The sequence below is a fragment of the Flectobacillus rivi genome (genome assembly GCF_030056655.1).
Lineage (GTDB): Bacteria > Bacteroidota > Bacteroidia > Cytophagales > Spirosomataceae > Flectobacillus > Flectobacillus rivi.
Genome location: NZ_JASHIE010000012.1, coordinates 134,278 through 154,889, shown reverse-complemented (window position 1 = coordinate 154,889; position 20,612 = coordinate 134,278). Strand labels below are relative to the sequence as shown.

General features: G+C 37.0%; 13 protein-coding genes. 6 read left to right on the top strand and 7 right to left on the bottom strand.

Annotation, left to right across the window (positions count from 1 at the left end; genetic code table 11):
* The first annotated feature begins 174 nt into the window (after positions 1 to 174).
* The 5 genes from QM481_RS17575 (at position 175) to QM481_RS17555 (ending at position 6,274) form a co-directional block, all read left to right on the top strand.
* Positions 175 to 852 carry a TatD family hydrolase gene (locus QM481_RS17575; RefSeq protein ID WP_166550650.1) on the top strand — a complete coding sequence of 226 codons (678 nt, stop codon included), beginning with the start codon at positions 175 to 177 and terminating at the stop codon, positions 850 to 852.
* A gap of 113 nt (positions 853 to 965) precedes the next feature.
* A complete protein-coding gene (locus QM481_RS17570) occupies positions 966 to 1,580 on the top strand; it encodes an inorganic pyrophosphatase (RefSeq protein WP_166550651.1) in 615 nt (204 codons plus the stop codon).
* 532 nt (positions 1,581 to 2,112) lie between these two features.
* Positions 2,113 to 3,888, top strand: a complete 1,776-nt coding sequence (gene sppA, locus QM481_RS17565; RefSeq protein WP_283382677.1) for a signal peptide peptidase SppA — start codon at positions 2,113 to 2,115, stop codon at positions 3,886 to 3,888.
* Between the two features lie 121 nt (positions 3,889 to 4,009).
* Positions 4,010 to 5,050 (top strand): biotin synthase BioB, encoded by a 1,041-nt coding sequence (bioB, locus tag QM481_RS17560; protein ID WP_166550653.1) that lies wholly within the window; start codon positions 4,010 to 4,012, stop codon positions 5,048 to 5,050.
* 258 nt (positions 5,051 to 5,308) lie between these two features.
* Positions 5,309 to 6,274, top strand: a complete 966-nt coding sequence (locus tag QM481_RS17555; protein WP_283382676.1) for a hypothetical protein — start codon at positions 5,309 to 5,311, stop codon at positions 6,272 to 6,274.
* 245 nt (positions 6,275 to 6,519) lie between these two features.
* Here QM481_RS17555 and QM481_RS17550 read toward each other — a convergent pair whose 3' ends face one another.
* Positions 6,520 to 7,845 (bottom strand): DEAD/DEAH box helicase, encoded by a 1,326-nt coding sequence (locus QM481_RS17550; protein WP_283382675.1) that lies wholly within the window; start codon positions 7,843 to 7,845, stop codon positions 6,520 to 6,522.
* Positions 7,846 to 8,062: 217 nt separating this feature from the next.
* The gene (locus tag QM481_RS17545; RefSeq protein WP_283382674.1) at positions 8,063 to 8,500 is read right to left on the bottom strand and encodes a GNAT family N-acetyltransferase; all 438 of its coding nucleotides are present in this window, start codon (positions 8,498 to 8,500) and stop codon (positions 8,063 to 8,065) included.
* Positions 8,501 to 8,704: 204 nt separating this feature from the next.
* On the opposite strand from QM481_RS17545, the gene QM481_RS17540 reads away from it, so the two are divergent.
* Positions 8,705 to 14,266 carry an alpha-2-macroglobulin family protein gene (locus tag QM481_RS17540; RefSeq protein ID WP_283382673.1) on the top strand — a complete coding sequence of 1,854 codons (5,562 nt, stop codon included), beginning with the start codon at positions 8,705 to 8,707 and terminating at the stop codon, positions 14,264 to 14,266.
* 365 nt (positions 14,267 to 14,631) lie between these two features.
* Here the strand turns inward: QM481_RS17540 and QM481_RS17535 are convergent, their stop codons facing one another.
* The 5 genes from QM481_RS17535 to QM481_RS17515 form a co-directional block, all read right to left on the bottom strand.
* Positions 14,632 to 16,074 (bottom strand): DNA/RNA non-specific endonuclease, encoded by a 1,443-nt coding sequence (locus QM481_RS17535; protein ID WP_283382672.1) that lies wholly within the window; start codon positions 16,072 to 16,074, stop codon positions 14,632 to 14,634.
* 103 nt (positions 16,075 to 16,177) lie between these two features.
* Positions 16,178 to 17,755 (bottom strand): ribonuclease Y, encoded by a 1,578-nt coding sequence (gene rny / locus QM481_RS17530; protein WP_283382671.1) that lies wholly within the window; start codon positions 17,753 to 17,755, stop codon positions 16,178 to 16,180.
* A gap of 327 nt (positions 17,756 to 18,082) precedes the next feature.
* Positions 18,083 to 18,373 (bottom strand): cell division protein ZapA, encoded by a 291-nt coding sequence (locus tag QM481_RS17525; protein WP_166550659.1) that lies wholly within the window; start codon positions 18,371 to 18,373, stop codon positions 18,083 to 18,085.
* Positions 18,374 to 18,460: 87 nt separating this feature from the next.
* Positions 18,461 to 18,790 carry a hypothetical protein gene (locus QM481_RS17520; protein ID WP_166550660.1) on the bottom strand — a complete coding sequence of 110 codons (330 nt, stop codon included), beginning with the start codon at positions 18,788 to 18,790 and terminating at the stop codon, positions 18,461 to 18,463.
* 202 nt (positions 18,791 to 18,992) lie between these two features.
* Positions 18,993 to 20,507, bottom strand: coding sequence for an oligosaccharide flippase family protein (locus tag QM481_RS17515; RefSeq protein WP_283382670.1), 1,515 nt, complete (start codon positions 20,505 to 20,507; stop codon positions 18,993 to 18,995).
* Between the last annotated feature and the right edge of the window lie 105 nt (positions 20,508 to 20,612).

Below are 20,612 nucleotides of genomic sequence, written 5' to 3'. Positions count from 1 at the left end.
ATTAACGAGTGAGTGATAAGCCTATGGCATATCTCCCAATAATATGACTCATCTAGGATAAATCAATTTGTGGAAGAATTGTTTTAATTTCGAAGCGTAAAACCACAAGGCATTGCGTATCTAAGGATGTATTTATTGGAAAAATCACTCAATCACCAATCACTCAATAAAAATATGTATCTCAATATCCACACTCATCATATCGAAGCGGACGATGCTATTATTCAGGTAGAAAACCTGATTATAGATTCGTCTATTCCTATGGAGGTTTGGATAAAACAGATAGAAAGCTCTTTGCCAAATCAATATTTTTCGGCAGGATTACATCCTTGGTATTTAAAAGAAGGTCAACTAGAAGCGGATTTGGCTTTGTTAAAAAGGATTTTAGCTCATCCCAAAGTCTTGTTTGTTGGCGAATGTGGTTTGGACAAAATCTGTCAAACAGATTGGACTTTTCAAATAAATGTCTTTAAAACACAAATCCAAATCGCTGAAGAATTACAGAAGCCTATAGTGATTCATTGTGTACGAGCATTTTCGGAAATAATCCAAATTAAAAAATTGTTACGACCCAAGTCCCCTTGGTTGATTCATGGCTTTAACAATAATGAGCAAATTTTAAAGCAACTTGTTCAGCATCAAATGTATATATCTTTGGGCTCAGCACTTTTACAAGATAAATCTAATGCTGTCCGTTTAATCACATCTATCCCAATTAAGCAGTTATTTCTTGAGACAGACGATAAGAATTGCACAATATCAAGTATCTTTGTGGCTGCTTCTAAGCAATTAGAGGTTGAAGTTGAATATTTACAAGAAAAAATATACGCTAATTTTAAACTAATAGTCTAACATCAAGGCTATCAATCAGTAACTAGCCGAGGAATACCCTCGCCCTCTATCCTTGATGAAAGACCGTGAGTAATCTCACCAACAACCCGCAGTGGAGACTGCAATTATTACTTATGCAACGTAATTTTTATAAAGCCCATCCTTGGCATGGTATCCAAATCGGAAAGGATATGCCGAAAATTGTTAACTCATTTATCGAAATCGTATCAACTGATACAGTAAAATACGAAATCGACAAGGAAACAGGGTATTTGAAAATCGACCGTCCTCAAAAATTCTCTAACATTGTACCTGCTTTGTACGGCTTTGTGCCTCAAACTTACTGTGGAGAATTAACGGCAGATTTAGCTCGTAACGCTTCTGGTAAAGACATTGAAAAAGGTGACGGTGACCCACTTGATATCTTGGTTCTTTCTGAACGCGCTATCACGCATGGTGACATCATTTGCGAAGCTATCCCTATCGGTGGTATTCGTATGATTGACAAAGGTGAAGCTGATGACAAAATCATTGCTGTATTGAAAGACGACTCAATGTACGGTAAATGGAAAGACATCAAAGATTGTCCAAAAAGCATTATCGACCGTTTGGTTCACTATTTCTTGACTTACAAAAATATCCCAGGTGAAGAAAAAGTAGCAGTAGATATCGACGATGTTTATGGTAGCGAAGTAGCTCACCAAGTAATCTTGAAATCTCGTGAAGATTACCGTAACATGTTCGGGTGAAGCTTAGAGCTTGTAACAATTGCTGAGTTTGAAACACTCGGTTCTGCCGAAGATATTCAGTCACGCTTGTCGTTGGCAGGTATCAAAGCGGAGGTTTCGAAAGATGCTCAGTTTGAGTTACAGGTGCTTGAAAAAGACGTTAATAGCGCATCGAAATTAATTGAGTACTTTATGTCTCAAAACTAATATGTTAAAAGCCCAAGCAACCCTGTTGCTTGGGCTTTTATTTTTATGTTTTACCTACACCTTTTATCCCTGTCTTTTTCCACACAACACAAATTGCTAGAGATACCTTAGCTCTATTTTATTTTTGGGTGATTGAAACTACAAATTGTCATTTACTCAATACTTCAAACAAAATACTTGTACAATGCGTATAAAATTTAACTTTGTAGTTTGAGTAACATTAAAACTTTCAGGGATATTTCAATTGCCTTGCTCTGAAGTTGACTACTAATACACAAAACCAAAACGTAATAACACATTCTCAAAGAACTACTTGTAAGGTATTTCTTTAACATCTTTTAAAAGTATGCTAGGATTCCTCAAAAATGTATTTGCGACCATTGTTGGTCTTTTTCTCTTCTTCCTTTTTGGCTTTTTTATTTTGATAGGCATCGCAGCAGCCATTGGCGGTAGCGAGGACAAAACAGCCTTGAAAGAGAACACTGTCTTAAAATTAGATCTTAATCATCCCATTGTTGAAAATGTGGCAGAAGACGAGAATCCTTTGAAAAACCTTGGTGGTCCTTTTGCCGATAACAGCGACGAAATCGGTTTGGTACAAATTCGTGAAGCGCTCAAACGTGCGGCAGTCGATACACATATCAAAGGGATTTCTCTTCAAGCGCATTATCCTATGGCTGGATATGCTCAATTACAAGAAATTAGAGATGCCTTGTTGGCATTCAAAAAATCAGGGAAGTTTATCTATGCTTACGGAGAGTCTTTTACAGAAAAAGGCTATTACCTTACTTCGGTGGCAGACAAAATCTTTTTGAACCCAGCAGGGGGGCTAGATTTTAATGGTATTAGTGCAGAGATTTCGTTCTTTAAAGGGACGCTCGATAAACTGGATATAAAGCCAGTGGTATTTCGTGTAGGACAATTCAAATCAGCGGTTGAGCCTTTTATTCGTGAAAATATGAGCGAGGAAAACCGTGCTCAATACAACGAATTGCTAGGCTCTATCAATAACCAAATCATGTCTCAAATTGCTACTTCAAGAGGAATTAGTGCGGAGGCATTGAAAAAAGTAGCGGATGAACTAACGGCTTACGAACCTAAAGGTGCATTACAGTCTAAGCTAGTGACAAACGTTGGCTATTTGGATGAATATGAAACAGCCTTGAAAAAGAAATTGAATATCGATGCCGATGACAAATTGACTTATGTTGGTTTAGGTAAATTCATGAAAGCTGAATCTGCCATTCCTTTCAATGATTCTGACAACCGTATTGCCATAATAGTATCAGAAGGCACTATCGAAGGAGCTAAAGCAAGTTCAGGAAATATCGGTTCAGATGACTTTGTGGCTGAACTTCGCAAAGCGCGTGACGACAAAAAAGTAAAAGCGATTGTATTGCGTATCGATAGCCCAGGTGGTTCTTCATTGGCTTCGGATGTGATGTGGCATGAAGTGCAGTTAGCCAAAAAAGTAAAACCTGTAGTGGCATCTATGGGTGATTATGCTGCATCTGGTGGATATTACATGGCTATGGGAGCAGATACCATTGTAGCATTGCCAACGACTATTACGGGTTCAATTGGTATTTTTGCACAGTTCTTCAATTTTGAAAATTTCTTCAAAAATAAATTAGGTATTACTCACGACCGTGTCAATACCAATGCTCATTCAGATTTTCCAACAGTAACAAGGGAATTGACTGATTTTGAGAAAAACTGGTTCCAAGCTCGTGTAAATGCAGGTTATGAAACCTTTACTTCAAAAGCGGCTCAAGGTCGTCACATGAATATCGACAAATTGAAATCTTTGGCAGGAGGTCGTGTTTGGACAGGTGAGCAGGCTAAAGCAAATGGTTTGGTCGATGTTCTAGGAGACTTGAACAAGGCAGTTGAAATAGCTGCAAAAATGGCTAAGGTGAAAACTGATGACTATAAAGTAAGATATTATCCAACACCAAAATCATTCTTCGAAGAACTTATGGATAAGAAAGAAGATGAAATGGAAGCTAAATTCTTGAAAGCACAGTTTGGTGAAATGGCATCTTATGTAAAACAGGTTCAGAAAGTTAAGACACAAGAAGGCTATTTGGCTTTAATGCCTTTTGCGATTGAATTCAAATAGTTATTTTGCTAAATATGCTACACAAAAGGGCTTCTCGTTTGGTGGAACGGGAAGTCCTTTTTAATTTTGGTATTGTGTAACACGATTGCGATGTGTCGCAGCGTATCAATTTGCAAACAATATGGATATGATTAGAAATAACTGGACAAGAGAAGAGATTGAAGAAATCTATAACCTTCCTTTTTTAGACTTAGTATATCGTGCAGCTACTGTACACCGTCAACACCATGACCCACAAGAAGTACAAGTAAGTACATTGTTGTCAATCAAAACTGGTGGTTGTCCAGAAGATTGTTCTTACTGCTCGCAAGCGGCTCGCTACCACACGAACGTAAAAGTTCAGAAATTGATGGAAGTTGAGGAGGTTATGGCTGCTGCTGAACGTGCACAAGATGCAGGTAGCTCTCGCTTCTGTATGGGTGCGGCTTGGCGTGAGGTTCGTGACAACCGCGATTTCGACAAAGTGTTAGAAATGGTGAAAGGCGTAAATGCTTTGGGTATGGAAGTATGCTGTACCTTGGGTATGTTGTCAGAAGAGCAAGCTCAAAAGCTGAAAGATGCAGGTTTGTATGCATACAACCATAACGTAGATACTTCAGAAGAACATTATGATGATATTATTTCTACTAGAACTTACGACGATCGTTTGAATACGCTAGAAAACGTGCGTAAAGCAAATCTTTCTGTTTGCTCGGGTGGTATCATTGGCTTAGGAGAATCGTCAAAAGACCGTGTAGGTATGCTTCAGACCTTGGCTAACTTACCAAAACATCCAGATTCAGTACCTATCAACAACCTTGTACCAGTTGCTGGTACACCACTTGAAGGACAAGACCCTGCTTCGGTTTGGGATATGGTTCGTACAATCGCAACGGCTCGTATTATCATGCCAAAATCAATGGTTCGCTTGTCGGCTGGTCGTTTGGAGCTTTCTTATGAAGGTCAAGCATTTTGCTTTATGGCAGGTGCTAACTCCGTTTTCTCTGGAGACGTGTTGTTGACAACGCCAAACCCTAATGTGAATTCAGATAAAGAGTTATTCCAAATCTTGAGTATCAAGCCTCGCAAAGCATTCAAAGATGAGAGTAAAGCTCCAGTTGAATTTCAAGTAACCCCAACAGCAGGCAAAGCTTTGGGTATTGAAGAAGTTGTAATTTCTTAATATTGATAAAGGGTAAAAGAAGTTGAGAAATAGCCTTGCTCTATTGTAAAGCCCCTATTTACTCAAAATCAAGATTGAAATAAACTTAGTAATGAATAGGACTTTTTAAGGAAAGTCCTATTTTTTTTACCGTTTAATCAACTATCTATGCATTTGTTCGTGACCTAGCAGTTATATGGTTGTCTACATTGAACATTTTCCGTTTACCATACTGCTGTGATTATTCAGCAATCTCATTCAAAACACAATTCAAACATCATGAAAAAAATTGCTTTCTTAATTCTATTCTTAGCCTCTTTTGCTGTTCTTTATTCATGTAATACCATTCCTGATGTGGTGGCTCCTGGCCCAAACAATGAACTACCTGCGGCTACAGGCAAATTGGATGTAAGCTTTACCGATCCAACGCTCAATGCTAATCCAGAAGTATTGGCAGGTTCGGGCGACAACGTAACCGTAACGCTTTTAATCAAAAAATCACCAGATGGTGGCAAGCCTCGTGTGGCTCGTGTATATGTCGCAGACAAAGCAAATTATCGTGGTACTACCGACCAACCTTTGTTTGAGGTGAAATTGAAAAATGTAGACGAACAAACTCAAACGTTTGAATATACCGTTTCGGCGAGTACTGGCGTAAACTATATTCATTTTGATGTACAAGATAATAGTGGTGCAATTTCTCGTAAAACCCTTAAAATTTCTATTGGAGCAGAAGAACAAATTGCTTCTTGGAATAATATCGAGCTTGGTGCACAAAGCAATGATTTAGGCTCACGTTTTGCTTCTTCAACAGGCGTTGTGTACAAAGTGTGTGACATCGATTCAAATATCAAATTTGTGGATATCACTTATGCTTCGACTCGTACGGCTGACGAACCACAATTTTTATCAAACCCAGAAAGAGTTTTACAAGGATATTCGACAACTGTACCTGCATCAAATACTGATTGTGGAGGCTCTTCGACAGCGGGTGGCAATGCTACTTATTTCCAAGAAGCTCCAGTAGGTATCGACTTCGATGCAGCTAATAACACTACCTTACAAGCTTTAAGTATTTCTTCAACCAAACAATCAGTTTTGGTAAAAGAAGGTAAAATATATGCTTACTCAAAAGGCTCAGGAACCAAGGTGAAGAAAGGTTTGATTCGTGTAAAATCTATTACAAAAGGCACAGCGGCTTACGCTCAAGGAAAGGTAGTTTTTGATATAAAAATTCAAAAATAGAATTACCTACTTCAAACGATAGAAGTTTATTGGCTATTAATCAAACATGAGTCATCCCTAATTTAGCGATTTAGTGATTGAGCGAGTTAGTGATTATGTAAAAATATGTATTCCATCAGTAGAGACGCAATGATTGCGTCTTAAACTGAGTAAAATCTAGCATGATAGCATTTAAAAAAAGGGTTCGGAAAATATTTTCCGAACCCTTTTTGATTAAAAACTTGTAGAATAAAACGCTCTCTTTCTTACGATTTGCGAGAACGGTTTTCGTAAGACTTACCATATTTACGCTTCATTTCAGCCTTATGATCTCTTCTTACGTTTACCTTTTTATTTTTATCCGTTTTGTCATGATATGCGCTATTGTCAGAAATGTCAGGAAGCTTGGTAATAAACTTCATTTTTGCCTTCGGAATTTCCTCTTCTAGCAATTTTTCTGAAATCATTAACCCCTCTGGTGAATCTAAAATAGGCAACTCAATGTTCATGAGCGTTTCTACTTGCTTCAAATATTCAACTTCATTTTTAGTAACAAAAGAGACGGCAGTCCCTTTTTTGTCATAACGACCTGTACGTCCGATGCGGTGAATATAGTTTTCAGGCATATCTGGCATATCAAAGTTGATTACGTGCGTAACTTCATCAATATCCAAACCTCTAGCAATAATATCAGTCGCAATCAATACTTGGCAATAGCCTAACTCAAATAAGCCAACGCTATTGAAACGGTGGTTTTGATTCTTATTTGAGTGAATAACATCGACCTTATGTTGAAGTGTTTTTTGCAATTGCTCATACAAAGTATCTGCTAATTTTTTGGTCGCCACAAATACCAATACCTTCGTCATACTTTCGTCATTTTTTAACAAAAGATTCAACAAATTCACTTTTGTGTAAAAATTTTGAACAAAGTAATAAGATTGGGTAATGTTTTGGTGTGGAGTACCAACTGCCTCTGTCTCAATACGAACAGGGGAGTTAAAGAAGGTTTCGACTAAAGTTTCAACATCTTTGGTAAGCGTAGCAGAGAAAAGTAAGTTTTGACGTTTTGAAGGTAATTTATCAAAAATTACTGTCAATTGAGCGCGGAAACCCAAATTAAGCATTTCGTCGAACTCATCAATAATCAAACGTTTTACGTTTTTAGGATTAATGGTTCCATTCATCAAAAAGTCCACCAAACGTCCTGGTGTTGCTACCAAGATATCTACTCCTTGGAGTAACTCTGCCGTTTGTGGTTTGGTGTTTACCCCACCAAAAATCCCTACAGTACGCACCGTCATATAAGTGGTAAGTGCTTTTACAGACTCCATTACTTGTACAACCAACTCACGAGTAGGCACCAAAATGATAATCTGAGGGTGTTTTTCTTTGGAGAATTGATAAAGTCGTAGAGCGGGCAACAAATAAGCGTAGGTTTTTCCCGTACCAGTTTGGGCAATGCCACAAACATCTCTTCCCGACATTACTACCGAGAAAACCTGCTCTTGAATGGGAGTTGGTTCTGTGAGCCCTAGATCATTGAGGGCATTTAATAAGAACGTATTGATATTTAAATCTTCGAATGTCATGGTTGTAAAAGTCGATAGCTCGACCTTGGCCGAGCTATGAAGTACTAATTTTTACAAAGTTACGATATATCTTTGGTAAAAAGCTATTCTTTATCAAGATTATTTCTTGGAAATAGTCTAAAAATGTAATCGCTATTGTTTTGATTTTCAGTTAACTAGTTTTTAGTTTAGTTTGAAAAATTACAGAATAGATACCTCTACAGATGGATGAAAAATACTAAATATCCTTCGTCATCTTAAAATGAGGGATTTCTCCAAAAAGCAAATACGAATCTGCAATAATGGTATAACCAATGGCTTTATAGAAAGCAACGGCATTTTGACGGGCATCTAGCACAATCTGCGTCATGCCTTGTTGACGAGCTGCATCTTCGAGATAGGCCATTAAAAGCTTGCCCACACCTTTTCCTTGGGCTTCGTTGGATACCGCCACACAACGAACTTGTCCTTCGGTCGGGCTATTTTTTTGTAGACGAGCCACGCCCAAAATTTGTCCACTTTCGGTATCTACAGCCATAGCATGCGTTGCCTCGTCTTCGTCCTTGAGTACCTCACTGCCTTTGGGCTGCCCCCATGGTTCACGTAAGATTTTAAAACGTAAATCATAATATTTCTCCCACTGTTCTGCACTCTGTGGCACATTTATTTCAATCATAGTTGATGAATGTTTATTGAAAAATCTATTTCTATTTTTGATAGCATACACTTGCTAAATAACTTATATTGCTAAAATATCTTTATTTTTTGCATTCTAAAAGCAAGCCTTTAATTTCAAATAATTTATCAAAAAAAACGATTTTAAACCTATTTGTTCGTTTTCATTTTCTTTGAAAAACACATACAATATACCAAAATCTCTATGAAAAAACACCTGATGGTTCTATGTCTAATTCTATCATTTTCTCAGATTGGACTGGCTCAATTACTTCACAAGACTTCGAAGGAGAGTCATTATCGGCTGGTTTATGCCCTCAATAGCTTGCAAACCAAGAATATTGCACTCAATAGTTTGAGTATTGTAGATTCTTCATATTTCAACAATTGTGTAGATACCATTGCTCTGGATGAATCTTTTAAGAAATCAGGGAACTACCTCATTGCCTCGCTCGACCACGACCGATTGAGGTTGGAACTCCTAGAAAATCGCCCTTTTAAGCTACAATTACTCAACAATCAAACTGATTTTAATGTGGTATTGATTGGGGATAATAATCGTTTTGTTAATAACGCGCAGGTATTTTTGGAAGGTGAAAAAGTGAAATTTTCAACTGAAAAAGGGCTTTATCAGCTCTCCAAACGCCATAATAAAGGATTATTACAAATAGATTATGAAGGTGAAAGTTATTATGAAATCATAACAACAAACTATCCTTCTTATGCCAAAAAACTCAAAAACCGTATAGTCTATTCTTTTCCTCTGAAATATCTTACCGTTCCGCTTGTCAATTGGATAAAATATCATAATCCTCCCACTTTTGTTCGAAATATCCAAGCAATGTTTCGTGAGGGGTTTAGTAACTATTTTGAAGAGAAGAAAGAGCAAAAACTAGAACAAAAATACAGTGAATGGCAACAAAACTCTGTAGTGTTTTTGAACAAACCCAAATATCTACCCAAAGATACTGTTCGCTTTAAGGTAGTGTTGATGGATAAAAAAGGACGCTATCTTGAAAAGCCCTTTTTGGACGTAAAAATCGGAGGGTATTCAAAAAAGGTTATTACTAAGCTCAAACCCTATAGCAAAGGTTTGTTTGAAGGATACTTTGTATTGGCAGATAGTCTCAAACTCAAACTAGACCAAAGTCAATATTTACGATTTATGGATGATGAAGATGATTTAGTGTCAACATCCTTTAAATATGCAGATTATGCTCTTAATGCTGAGTTATTTGAGATAAAGATTGATGAAAATGCGTATTATCAAACCGATACGATTCAATTGGCTCTTTCGGCTTTTGATGAAAATGGTATCGCCATAAGTGACGCCCGCTACAGCTTAAAAGTTCAGACACAACATATCTATAAAATAGATACCCAACAGGTATTTGTCCCTACGTTGTATTGGACAAAATCGGGAAATATGCCTGCTTCGGGCAAAGAAACTATCACTTTTCCTGATTCTTTGAAGAAAAACTTTTCTGGAAGTTTTCAAATCACAGTCGATTTTACAACCACAGATAATAAAGTTTTTTCCAAAACTGCCTATTTAAACTATTATTCTCGTAAAAGAACTCCTGAAGAGCTTCTCAGTAAACAGCAAAAGCAAGCAGCAATACCTTTTAGTGTTACTGCCTCTAGAAATGTAGACTCTCTACAAGTAACTATTCAAAACCCTGAGCATACGCCATTTTGGTACGCTTTGTACTACAAAAATCGAAAGCTGGAAGAAAGCTTTGATACAACGTCTAAAAGTATTTCTTTTCATGCTAAAAGAAAAAGGGATTACTCTATTGCTTATCATTATCTCGAAGATGACAAAGTCAAAACAGTCAGTGATGTTTTCAGGTTCTCAGACAAATTACTCCAACTTGACTTAGACGCCCCCTCTGTGATTTCGCCTGGGCAGGAGGTGGATATGACTGTTTCGGTTAAAGATGCTTTTGACAAGCCACAACCTAATGTTGACCTTACCGCCTTTGCTTTTACCAATAAGTTTAAGGAGTCATCAGATACCTACTTGAAGAATTACAGTAAAATATATAAAGCTCGGAAAGTCTTTAATAATTTTTTTACCAAGGATACTCGAGATCAGTATCGTAACACTATTATCAAAAAGCCAGATTGGCTGGAGCGCTTTGCTGTGAGAGATAGCTTGTTTTACCAATTCTTATTTCCCCAAAATGGCTTGTTTACAGCTACTATTCCTGTCGAAAACCGAACGGAGTTTGCACCATATATCATAGAAAATGGGGAATACCAAGACATCAAGTATTTGGTAGTTGACCACGTTCCCGTGTATTTAGGTTTAGCTGCCCAGTCACAGAGATATAGCTTTCAGACAGACAACCAGCCTCACAACCTTTTGATTCGTACCTCAACCAAAATTGTTGAGCTAAACAATGTGGTCTTTAAACCCAATCATAAAACGATTTTAGGAATAGACCCTACTAAAGGTCATCCAAATATAGAAGTTACGCCTTTGAGTTCGATGGCCACGCCACCTGAGCTAGCTATGCTGAATGATTTGTTGATGCCAATCAGAAAAACGGTTTTATTGCCTAAAAATAGCTATGTCAAACAAAAAGAAAGAGTATTTTATATTGATAAGAGACAACCTGAGGAACAAATCATAGGTCCCGTATTTGAAACCCAAGTTGACTTTTTAGCACCTAACATTTCTTCACTAGAGTTCAAATTTGAAAAAGGATATCGCTACGAAGTATTAGCTCCTATTATCAAAATGAAACCAAATGAAAGTTATACAAGCTATAATTTTAACTCTTCTGAAAATATTAATCAAGCTCAAGACGTACCTACTCATATAGATTTTGACGAAGTGGCATGGACCGAAGAAGAAATTTTATTGAAAGACAAAATAGAGAAGGAAAAAGAGGCTAAACCTGTAGCTCAATACAAAGTTCCCTCCACAACGACTGAAAATCATACGAAGCTAAACCTCTTATACAAAGCGTTTAGAGAAAATCGATATCTCAAACATATTATTCTTTTCAAAGATAACGAACCTAATTTTATTCGTATTTATCCTGCAAGCACATCGGTGATGCATGAGCTAGAGCAGTGTGAATATACACTTTACTTACTTTGGAATAATAATGATTTTTCTGAAATACCGGTACGAAAACTGCATTTAGGAGGTCTGAACGCTATACTTATCTCAGATAACAATATTCAAAAATCTAACGAGAAATCGGAGAAAATGAATGGTCTGGTATTACAAAGTTTATACGGATTTGAAACCAATAAGCTTAACCAACTAAAACAGATATATCAATTAGAGACACCCATTAATTACAGATTTGGCATAGAAGAAAATTCAATTTTTGGAACCATAACAGATTCAGAAAACCAACCTATCCCAGGAGTTTCGATTAATATAAAAGGTACTTCAAAAGGTGTAATGACAGACCAGCATGGACAGTATCGATTGATATGTCCTCCTAACTCGGTTTTAGTGGTGACTGCCATTGGTTATAGTTCTACCGAATATATTGTCAAAAATGCTATTTTGAATAATATTACTCTTCTCGAGAGTGAAACACACTTAGATGAGGTTGTTGTAGTGGGGTATGGCGCTCAGTTAAAACAAGCACTCGTGGGTAGGGCGGCGGGAGTAGCTATCCGAGGTACTTCAAGTCTTAAATTTTTACCCCCTGAAATTAAAGCTGATGACGATACGCAAGCTTCTCCGCCTGTGTATGTACTCAACGGCAAACTCGTTAATGAATATGATGATCGAGAATATGAAGTATCAGAAGTATTAAAAGGACAAACGGCTACCGCTTTATATGGCTCACGAGCCCAAGGAGGCGTATATGTATTACAGAAAAAAGGTGCAGTAGAAGCAACACCAGCCATCCGTAAAAACTTTAAAGATGATGCCTTTTGGCAACCTAAACTAACTACTGACCAACAAGGAAAGGCTCACTTTAAAGCTAAGTTTCCTGATGACCTTACCACTTGGAATACACACATAGCTGCCACAAGTACCAATCGACAAACAGGTATGATGCAGACTGTCATTAAAAGCTTTAGGGCGGTTTCAGCCAATCTTACTGTACCTAGATTTTTGGTAGAGGGTGATTCCGTGCAGATTTATGGAAAAGTAAAAAACTACCGAACAGATTCTTTGAAGGTTAAAACGCAGTTTAAGCAAAAAGAAGTATCTCTCAAGTCGAACGAAATAAGCGTATTAGGCTCAAAAATGGACTCAGTATTTGTAAAGGCATCTACCAAAGATACCCTTGCATTATACTTTGGTATCAAAACCCAAACCAATATCCAAGATGCGGAGGAACGTAAAGTTCCCGTATATCCACAAGGAACGATTGAAACCACAGGAACTTTCAAGGTATTGGAAAAGGATTCAAGTTTGACTTATAATGCCCAACAAGCTAGCCTCAAGATTTCGGCTTTGGCAACTTCGCTGGAAGTGTATGAGCAAGAAATCAAGCATTTGCATAACTATCAATACTATTGCAATGAACAACTGGCTTCGAAGCTCAAAGCTTATTTGCTTCAACAACGCATAGATTTACAAAAAGGAAAGGCTTTTACTTATGAAAAAGATGTAAGGAAGATTGCTTCTCAGCTATTAAGCAATGTCAATACTGAACAAAAATGGGGATGGTGGGGTATTGCACCAACGTCTTCATGGATTTCTGACCACGTAGTAGAAACACTTTATCAGGCGCAAAAACAAGGCTTTGAGGTCAAATTTGACTTTAAGTTATATGCACAAAAAGAATTATATCAAGTAGATAACAAGTCTATTTCTGAAAAATTAAAGAATCTCCTTTTACTTCGAAAACTTGACACCTTGCTGAAAGTAAATGCCTTTTTACCTAAATACGACTCTGTGAAAATACTGACCGATAAAATTAACTACAAACTGTTATTACTTTCACAAGGTCAAAAAGTAGACTTGGCGGATATTTTCAAAGAAGAAAAAACGACTATTTTAGGCGGTATTTATTACGGTATGAGAGAAGTATTTGTTTACGAAAATGAATTTTTGAATACCTTAAAAGTATATCAAATACTCAAACAAGTAGGCGGATACGAAAGCAAGCTCAATAAGATTCGCCAGTATTTTTATGAGGTACGAAATAACACAGGCTACTGGCGCAATACGTATGAGAGTGCTTTGGTACTTGATGTTTTGGGGAAAGACGTAAAAGTGGATGGTACGGTTTCAAAACCAAGTTTACAAATAGAAATAGATGGAAAAACGACGGTAGAAACTACATTTCCATACCAAAAAGAGATTGTGGTGAAAGATAAAGTCAAAGTGAAGAGTTTGTCGTCAGCACCAGTATTTGTGAGTGTATTTGAGCAAAAACAAAATACTCATCCTAAAAAGGTTGAATCAGATTTTGTGGTAAATACCTATTTTGAAGGTAATAAAACTAAACTGAAAACGGCTCAAAAAACCAAGTTGATAGTGGAGGTAGAAGTAAAGAAAGATGCTGACTACGTAATGCTCGAAGTGCCTATTCCTGCAGGTTGTATGTATACCAAAGAAGTGCAAAATTATTGGTTTAACAACAGCTATTATACCGAGCAATATAAGAATAAGCAGAACTATTATTTTACCAAAATCCGTGCAGGAAAGTATCGCTATGAAATAGAACTAACTAGCACTTTTGCAGGTAAATTTAGTCTTAACCCTGCCAAAATAGAACTCATGTATTTCCCTGTGTTTTTTGGAAGAGAAGGGGAGAAGAGCGTGGTTATTGAGTAATAGAGGATAGTGAGTCAGAACTGTACGAAGGAATTCTAACTATTGCGGATTTTGGATTTCTGATTTCGGAAATAAAGAAAAATACCTTTATTTTTTACAAAATATAGAAGTTTACACTTCCGAAATCCAACATCCGATATCCGAAATAAGTGGTTTTTATAATCCTAGGTACACTCCTAATAGGGAGTAGGTGATTACCTTTAACCTATGATACATCTTAAGACGTAATCATTGCGTCTCTACTGCTAGAATACAAATTTTCACATAATTACTCATTTGCTGTAGTGTAGTATTTCTAAAATTTTCCTACTAGGGTGCGACTTTAGTCGCACCCTAGTAGGTTATACTAAAAGCCTAAAGCCATCTTAGTTATTATCCACTCTCGCTTCAATTATATTCTGAATATCTTTTGGTACGTCTGAAAGGAAATCAAAGCCTGTGAGTTTCTCCAAGGCATCTATTGATACACGATAGTCACGCCAATTGGTAGCTCCAGCTTGGTTGGTGTTTGGAATATTTACTGCAATCACACGAGTATCTGTGCCAATTCTATATAAGTCGTTCTGTCCAACAGGCAATACGACAATGATTTTCCAAACAGATTTGGGCACTACAATGGTATTTTTGTTTCCAATAGTTTGAGCTTCACCATTTGAACCAGAGCCCCCTTGTCCATAAGGACCAGCGATGACATATAATTCATAACCTTGCTCTACGAGTTTGCGTCCATATTCTTCTAAGTTTTTCCAAACACCACGATTATTATCAGGTGCTTGAGGCATCATATTGGTCATTAAAAATGTTTCCTGATTTTCTTCGACACTTCCATCTCTGTCGTCTGACGGACAAATATGTCCTCTATCAAAACCCGAATCTGTATAGTCTCTAGTATTGACTGCCGACCAACCTTGCGGAAGGGAGCTGTCGGGTCTAAAATCATTCTGTCTTTGTGCGTCACCTTTCCACGCTGCGCTCACGTGCCAACTAACCCAATTGGCGGTCGCTTTCGATTTGTTATAAGATAAGGCGTAAGCATTTTTCAACATCAAAAAATTATTCGAATAGTTAGTATTGCTAATAGCATTGCTTGGATTGCCTAGCAACAAATTGTTGTCCTTAGTCGCTACGTTATTTGGTGCTGGCTTTGGATTAGGTTTTGGACTTGGATTGGGAGTAGGTGTTGGGGTAGGAGATGGGTTGGGTGTTGGCGAAACACTCCCTGAGTAAGCCGAAATACTGACGTCGTCGATGTTCAATCGTCCGTTGGTGCCATCCACTTTTACTATTTCAAATCGGGTTGGAACAGTAGTATTTACCGTAAAAGTAAAGTCTTTTAAAAACTTATCAGTCAATGTGATCGTGTTACCGATTTTGTTCCAAGTATTCCCCCTATTGGTTGAAATACGAACTTCAAAAGCAGCAGTTTTATCTGACTGATATAGCCCTGCCTTCAATTTGATTTGGTAAATACCTGATGTCAAGTCTGTATCAAAACGAACCAAGCCATCCTCTTTGATGCGAATCGCTTTTGCTCCATTTTTGACGTCATTGTCAGTACTTCCCATCATTGCATTTTCAAAATACCAATCTCCAGAATTAGTGGTAATGGTTGCTGTTTCGTATTTGTTTTTACTTACTTGGTCAAAGTTCTCTGGAAAATTACTGACTACCTTAACTACATTAGTAGTCTTGTTGGTATTGGTATTCGTATTGTTTGGTGTGTAAACGCTCACACATGAATAGAACAACCACGAACTAGCAATGAAAATGGTTAGGTTTTTAAATAATGATTGAAAGTGTGTTTTCATAGGAAATAACAATTATATGGATTTGGGGTGAAAGAGTTTGACATAAAAAAACCTCATCAAACATATTAGTTTAATGAGGCTTTTGTGAATTTATTGTGTGAAATTATTTCGCGTAATTTACAGCACGCATTTCACGAATTACAGTTACCTTGATTTGACCAGGATACTGCATTTCTTTTTCGATTTTTTGAGAAATATCGTACGACAACATGCTTGCTTTTTCGTCAGATACATTTTCAGAATCCACTAATACACGTAGTTCACGACCAGCTTGGATAGCATAACATTTTTGAACACCATTGAAGCTTGTCGCCAATTCTTCAAGTTCTTTCAAACGACGCATATAAGATTCCATCATTTCACGACGAGCACCTGGGCGAGAACCAGAGATTGCATCACATACTTGAACGATTGGAGAAATCATAGATGTCATTTCAATTTCATCGTGGTGAGCACCAATAGCGTTACAAACTTCTACATTCTCTTTGTATTTTTCTGCTAGCTGCATACCCAAAATAGCGTGCGGTAATTCAGCTTCTTCTGGCCATACTTTACCAATATCGTGTAACAAACCTGCACGTTTAGCCAACTTCGCATTCAAGCCTAATTCTGCCGCCATAGTAGCACAAAGTTTGGCTACTTCACGAGAGTGTTGCAATAAGTTCTGACCATAAGAAGAACGGAAACGCATACGACCAACCATCTTGATTAGTTCTGGATGCAAACCGTGGATACCCAAATCGATTACAGTACGCTCACCGATTTCGATGATTTCTTCTTCAATATTTTTCTTCGTTTTAGCTACAACTTCTTCAATACGAGCTGGGTGAATACGACCATCTTGTACCAAACGGTGTAATGACAAACGAGCAATTTCACGACGAACAGGATCAAAACCTGAAATGATAATCGCCTCTGGAGTATCGTCAACGATAAATTCAACACCAGTAGCTGATTCTAATGCACGAATGTTACGACCTTCACGACCAATGATTTTACCTTTTACATCATCAGATTCGATGTTGAATACAGACACACAGTTTTCGATAGCATTTTCGGCAGCTGTACGTTGAATCGTTTCAATAACAACTTTTTTCGCTTCTTTCGTAGCTGTCAACTTCGCTTCTTCGATGGTATTTTTGATAATAGAAGATGCCTTAGTTTCAGCTTCACCACGCAATGCGTCAATTAACTGTTGACGAGCTTCATCGGCAGAAAGACCTGCAATTTTTTCTAATTGAGCTACTTGTGAAGCTAACATTTTTTCAGCTTCGTCACGTTTACGGTCTGCTTCCTCTAACTTACGTTTTAAGTTTTCATCCTTCGCGTTCAACGATTGACGTTGGCTACTCAACTCAGATTCAAGGCGCTTCGCTTGCTCCATTGATTGTTGAATGCTGCGCTCTTTCTCTTTAAGTTTTTGTTCGTTTTGGATAAGAATTTGCTTCTTTTTATTGGAGTCTTCTTCAAACTCTGCTCTCAATTTGAGGAACTTTTCTTTTGCTTCGAGGATACGGTCTTTTTTGATATTCTCAGCTTGGGACTCAGCATTTTTTACAATGTCTGAAGCTTTGGCGATAGCCTCATCTTCGATTTTTTGTGTATTTTTTGCAAAAATCACTTTGCCAAGAAATATACCTGCCACAAGAGAAACTACAGCAGCAATAATTGGAGTTAACATTTTAGAATACCGTTTTAGAATCGCTTTATTAGTGAATCAAGCTCGGTAGCGAGCATAAATCAATAGTTAAATAACGATTGTGAAAAAAAATACTAAAACAGGCAATTACCGAAGATGGGGAATATCAAAGCTGAAGATTAGTCAATACCTATAAAAATACAGATATTAAAATACAATATATCTTGAAACCCAAGCTATATAGCAAGGCATTGTATCAAAATATTCTAATTAAATAATCTATCTTGATGTTTTGGCTTAAAAATACTTTCTAAAATATTCAGTATGGAGAAGCAAAACATTTAGTGCACACGAATATACTTTAAGACTTTACTTTAAAATGGAATCAACAAGAGTATCCATTTCTGATATTTTGGTCATTACAGTTTTTTGGAGATCAGAGTGCTTGTTGTCAAACTTTAGATTGTCGATGGCGTAATCTAATGCTACAAAAGCGAGTAGTTCGTATGATTCAGAGAGACCAACTTTTTCTCTCACAAAATCCATTCTTTCATTAATCAACTTTGCTGCCTTGCGAACGTACTCTTCCTCCTCTCGTCCTACCATCAGGTTGAACTCCTTAAGACCTACATTGATATTGCAAGGGATTTTATCTGCCATTGGTTTAGGATTTTTAATGACTCATACCGTCTCGGCTTTGTCTGAGCTATAAATTTATATATGCTATATCCAGTTACCTAGAGATTTTTAAACGCTTAGTTGACTAATACACTTATCTATTTCCAAAATATATTCGTCGATTTTTTCCTTCAATTCGGCAGGGTCACCTGCGTTTTTGAGATTGTTCGCTACAATCTTAGTAAATTTATCTGACTTTTTAAAGTTTTTAGACTGTTCGTTTAATTTTTTCTGTAAATCTAAATTCTCTTTTTCAATCTCGATTATCTTCTTTTTAAGTAATTCTTTTTCCTTTTGCGACTCTTTCAACTGATCCTTCAGTTCAGTATAGGCCATGACCAATTTCCTTAGCTTTACTTCTAAGGAATCAATAATGGTTCTTATCTGAAATTCGGTCATGAGCAAAATGGATTTTGAATAAAGTAAGAATTACTGTGTTAATCGGGTTGTATGAAGAAAATAGTCTTATGTATTACAAAAAACTAAAACTAATACAAATTTCTTAATTTTCTCTTAAATAATTGAGCAATTATCAGCCTTTTTTTATTGAATGGTTTTTCTTCGGGCTTAATGCCCAAAATCTCTAGATAAAATGACCATTTTAACTCAATTTAAAGCGTTTTTGCCATTTTTGAGGTAGTACAGTTTTACGCTCTACTACAATTACTCCTATTGTGTATAGAACCAATAACAAGGCATGGTATGGAATAGAAATCCAAAGATTTGCAATTGGTATCGACAATGTAAAATAAATTAGCGCCCCTGCGCTGACAATGTAACCAACTGCCGATTTGATTCTATACGGAACAGGATAATACTTTTGTCCCCAATAATAACAAAGTACAGTCATCGTAAAACATGAAATCAGAAATGCCCAAGCACATCCCATGTATCCAAGTTTAGGAATCAGTACGATGTTTAAAATTACAGTTACTGCCAAACCTATAAAAGTAATAATCGTGCCAAAATAAGTCTTGTTATTTAACTTAAACCAAACAGAAATATTGTAATATACTCCTAAGAATAAATTTGCCAAGAGCAACAAAGGAACAACCGTAATGCCTTCTTGATAAATGGCCTTGCGTAAGAATAACTTTTTGAGCCAGTCAAGGTTAAGACATACGCCCAGCCAGATAAAAATACAAACGATGGTGAACCATTTGGTAGCTTCGGCCAAAGTCTCGGTAGAGTTTTTGTCTTTATTTTTTGATAAGAAAAAAGGCTCGGCTGCATATCTAAAGGCTTGTGTCGACAAAGCCATAAAAATAGAAAGTTTATAGGCATTGCCATAAATTCCTAAGGCTTGGCGCGAGGTACGACCTGGGTAAAAGTTTTCTGGTAAAAATTGCTCTAACAGAATTCTGTCAAAAACCTGATTGACCATCCCTGCTAAACCCATAATCATGATAGGATACGCATATACCAATAGCTCCTTGAAAAGTGGCCATTCAAACTCAAATTTGTAATCGAAGATTTCTTTTCTCAATAACCAGATATAGGACATATTGGCCAACAGGTTGGCAATAATGATATAGCCAGCTCCAATCGAAGGGACATACAACGTTTGGGCTATTGGTTGTAAAAATGTTAGATAGTCGCCCTCTGAGATTTTTTTCAGACCCAATAAGAAAAAGATATTGAGTCCAACATTGATGAGGATATTGATAATCTTTGCTGCGACAAATTTTTTAGTGGCTTTTTCTAATCGTAAGCGAGCAAAAGGAATAGCAGTAATAGAGTCTATCCAAATGAGCACAGCTAAACATATTAGGTCTAATTCACGATGTGGGTAACCTAAATTCGTGATAATTGAAGACGAAAAAAGAATCAGTACTCCTGAAAAAATGGTACTGGTAACCAATAATGCTGTTTGTATGAGATTGTAGTAACGAGTCTTATCTTCGGCAGCAAAGCGAAAGAAAGCCGTTTCCATGCCATAAGTATAAAGGATATTAGCTACAGCCACATAACTGTATAGCTTGACATTGATACCCAAATCTTCGGGCAGAAATGCTGCCGTATGAATAAATACTAATAGGAAATTGAGCGAACGCCCCAAAATGGTAGAAATTCCATAAGATGCGGTTTCGCCCGCCAATTTTTTTAAAACTGACATATCAGAGAGAGTTCAGTGTATTTTTTATCAATGAGGCAAAGTTACAGAGAGTTGATGATTTATTGTTGGTTCGCCGTAAGACTTCTTTTATCTTTGGCATAAATC

What these genes read in the sequence shown, in the direction of transcription:
- QM481_RS17575 (WP_166550650.1), top strand. Translation starts at nt 175, where the DNA reads ATGTATCTCAATATCCACACTCATCATATCGAAGCGGACGATGCTATT.
- QM481_RS17570 (WP_166550651.1), top strand. Translation starts at nt 966, where the DNA reads ATGCAACGTAATTTTTATAAAGCCCATCCTTGGCATGGTATCCAAATC.
- sppA (WP_283382677.1), top strand. Translation starts at nt 2,113, where the DNA reads ATGCTAGGATTCCTCAAAAATGTATTTGCGACCATTGTTGGTCTTTTT.
- bioB (WP_166550653.1), top strand. Translation starts at nt 4,010, where the DNA reads ATGGATATGATTAGAAATAACTGGACAAGAGAAGAGATTGAAGAAATC.
- QM481_RS17555 (WP_283382676.1), top strand. Translation starts at nt 5,309, where the DNA reads ATGAAAAAAATTGCTTTCTTAATTCTATTCTTAGCCTCTTTTGCTGTT.
- QM481_RS17550 (WP_283382675.1), bottom strand. Translation starts at nt 7,845, where the DNA reads ATGACATTCGAAGATTTAAATATCAATACGTTCTTATTAAATGCCCTC.
- QM481_RS17545 (WP_283382674.1), bottom strand. Translation starts at nt 8,500, where the DNA reads ATGATTGAAATAAATGTGCCACAGAGTGCAGAACAGTGGGAGAAATAT.
- QM481_RS17540 (WP_283382673.1), top strand. Translation starts at nt 8,705, where the DNA reads ATGAAAAAACACCTGATGGTTCTATGTCTAATTCTATCATTTTCTCAG.
- QM481_RS17535 (WP_283382672.1), bottom strand. Translation starts at nt 16,074, where the DNA reads ATGAAAACACACTTTCAATCATTATTTAAAAACCTAACCATTTTCATT.
- rny (WP_283382671.1), bottom strand. Translation starts at nt 17,755, where the DNA reads ATGTTAACTCCAATTATTGCTGCTGTAGTTTCTCTTGTGGCAGGTATA.
- QM481_RS17525 (WP_166550659.1), bottom strand. Translation starts at nt 18,373, where the DNA reads ATGGCAGATAAAATCCCTTGCAATATCAATGTAGGTCTTAAGGAGTTC.
- QM481_RS17520 (WP_166550660.1), bottom strand. Translation starts at nt 18,790, where the DNA reads ATGACCGAATTTCAGATAAGAACCATTATTGATTCCTTAGAAGTAAAG.
- QM481_RS17515 (WP_283382670.1), bottom strand. Translation starts at nt 20,507, where the DNA reads ATGTCAGTTTTAAAAAAATTGGCGGGCGAAACCGCATCTTATGGAATT.